At 34.0% G+C, this 2,682-nt stretch carries 3 protein-coding genes; 1 reads left to right on the top strand and 2 read right to left on the bottom strand.

The window, feature by feature from the left end:
• Positions 1-110: 110 nt before the first annotated feature.
• Together DOK81_RS12155 and DOK81_RS12160 are read right to left on the bottom strand one after the other, a co-directional pair.
• A complete protein-coding gene (locus tag DOK81_RS12155; protein WP_206911213.1) occupies positions 111-1,298 on the bottom strand; it encodes an MFS transporter in 1,188 nt (395 codons plus the stop codon).
• A gap of 18 nt (positions 1,299-1,316) precedes the next feature.
• Entirely contained in the window at positions 1,317-1,601 is a 285-nt protein-coding gene (locus tag DOK81_RS12160; protein ID WP_067480348.1) for a hypothetical protein, read from the bottom strand.
• A gap of 194 nt (positions 1,602-1,795) precedes the next feature.
• On the opposite strand from DOK81_RS12160, the gene DOK81_RS12165 reads away from it, so the two are divergent.
• Positions 1,796-2,452, top strand: a complete 657-nt coding sequence (locus DOK81_RS12165) for a Crp/Fnr family transcriptional regulator (protein ID WP_067480351.1) — start codon at positions 1,796-1,798, stop codon at positions 2,450-2,452.
• The last annotated feature ends 230 nt before the right edge of the window (positions 2,453-2,682 follow it).

Below are 2,682 nucleotides of genomic sequence, written 5' to 3' on the forward strand. Positions count from 1 at the left end.
TTCCTTGTCTCGTTTTTTATTTTTAATTTATTAAATAGTGAGAAAACAAGAGTTTAAAAAATGTTTTTTCTCAATACAAGCATTTTCCTCATACGATTATTAATGCCTTTTTAAAAACTAGAGACTTCTTCTACAGCTTTCTTTTTCCGTTTATTGACGAAATAAAGGAAGGTACAAATCAATGGGATGATTCCAGAAATAATGTATAGTCCTCTGAATGAAGTGAATGATTTCAAGGTACCCATAATATAAGGACCGACGCCTAATCCCAAATCTAATCCGATGAAGTAAGTAGATAATGCAATACTGATTCGATGTTCACGAACGATTTTTAAACAAACTGCTTGTCCGTTAGACATAAACGTTCCATAACCAAGTCCGACGAAGGCTCCTGCAAGAAGCAACATGAAACTATTCGTTGTTGCACTAAGTAAAAATAAACCAGCAGTTAAGAAAAGATAACTAGGGTACATAACATATTGCTCACCTTTCGCATCAAAAATGCGACCTGTCAACGGGCGAGTAAAGGTGATCACCAAGGCATAGACAACAAAGAAGAATGAACCAGCGCTAACTAGATGGATCACTTGTGTATAAGAAGATAAAAAGGACAAGACACTAGAGTAAGACAAGCCCATCAAAAAGGCAATTCCTGTAATAAACAACGCCTTTTTCTCGATGAAGCTATCAACTGTCCATGAAGTCAATTGTTCTTTTTGCTCAGTTGACAACACAATATTTTTGACTGGGAAGAAGAGACAAGCGATAGTGACTAAGAAAACCAAGATAATCGTGAACCAAATAATGAAATGAAAATCAGTCATATTCAACAAGATCATTCCTAAAAATGGTCCAATTGCAGCGGCCAAGCTAGTGCTTAAACCATAATAATTGATTCCTTCCCCTTTTTTGTCCATTGGAATATAGGCCGTCACAATTGCGTTTGTTGCAGTTGATACTGTTCCATAACCAAAACCATTTAAAAAACGAACAAGGTAAAGAATTCCGATGGAAGGCATGTAAAGATAAGCGATGGTAGTCAACAGATAAAAAATTGCACCACCTTGTAAAGTCATTTTCCGGCCAATCAATTCAAGTTGTTTCCCCATCAATAAACGAGCAAGCAAAGTACCAATGATATAAATACCAGAAGCAAATCCAGCTTGGCTTAAGCTAGCGTGTAAGCTGTCCTGAGCGATAACTGCGATAATGACCATCAATAAATAATAAACGAGATAAACAATAAAGTTAATAAGTGTAATACCAATAAAATGTTTGTTGAATAATTTGTCTTCCATTTGTTTTGCTAATTCCCCTTAATGTACATATGAATATGCTTTTAATTTTTCGATTTGAACTTCAACATCGTGATAATTCGATGGATAGCGATCCACAAGTTGTTGGATAAATAAATCACGTGTTTCCATAAATAATTGTAAGAATTCTTGACATTCTTCATCTGGTGTTTCTTCGACAGATTTAATCAACTCAATTGAGTTTTGATAAGCATCATTTAGGAAAACTAACGAAGCTTTCATATCAAATCTTGTGCGGTAAGCTGTTTCTAATCGGTTAATAATAGTGTTCATCCAAAATTGCATTTTTTTTGACCTCGATTCAGTAATTTTTTTTACATACGGAGTATAGCGAAGAAAAAAAATGAAGAAAATGAACTTGGTTATACAAAAAGGTACTTAACAAATGTTACTATCATTAGTAAAATACCTATGAACTTTAAAAATCTTGGAAATCTTGTATTATTTTTTTAGATAAATGTTTGGATGGGGGAGCATGATTGGATAACAGAGCACTAGCGGAGTATGTAACGAGTAAAAATATTCCAATTATACGAAAGGGGTATCACAAGTATTTAACGTTTGAAGGTGTCGAAGATTGTTACACTTATATCTTAAAAGAGGGAATCGTTAAAGCGAGCGTGATCTCCAATGACGGAAGAGAGTTCAATCTAAGATATGTCAATGATTTAGAAGTGGTATCTCTAATTAAAGATGAATATTCACAATTTATTGATTCACCGTACAATATTCGAGTTGAATCAGAGTATGCGGAATTTTATCGTGTGAATCGGGTGAAGTTTTGGGAGGACATCAACAATAATCCTGATTTGCAGCATCATGTAAAAGAATTTTATCGTTTTCGCTTATTGAGTGTCATGAAAAAAATGCAACAAATGCTACTAAATGGGAAATTGGGCGCAGTTTGTACACAATTATATGAATTGTATGACATGTTTGGTGTGCGAACACCGGAAGGATTATTGATTGATTTTCCAATTACGAATGAAGAAATTGCTAAGTTTTGTGGTATTTCAACGGCAAGTAGTGTTAGTCGTATTTTGAAACAATTAAAAGATAAGGGTATCATTGCGGTTCAGGATCATCATCTGATCATTACGAATATGGAACTGCTGGAAGATAATATTATTTTTTAAAAAGGTTGTGATTCCAAGCGTTTAACTCCGAATAGATAGCGAGCAAGCATTCAAAATAGTTTTTCATGTTTTGAAATGAATGTAAGCTATATCGAGGAGATGCTTGGAGAACACCGAGGGAAAGGTTGTGCCACAACTCATTTAGTTTCAAGCAATAATACTCTAAAAATCACTATTTAAATTGTTGTTAGGAACATATCCTAGTTTATACAACAATAAAAAGGGGAAGA

Source organism: Enterococcus sp. DIV0660C (genome assembly GCF_017316125.1).
Lineage (GTDB): Bacteria > Bacillota > Bacilli > Lactobacillales > Enterococcaceae > Enterococcus_B.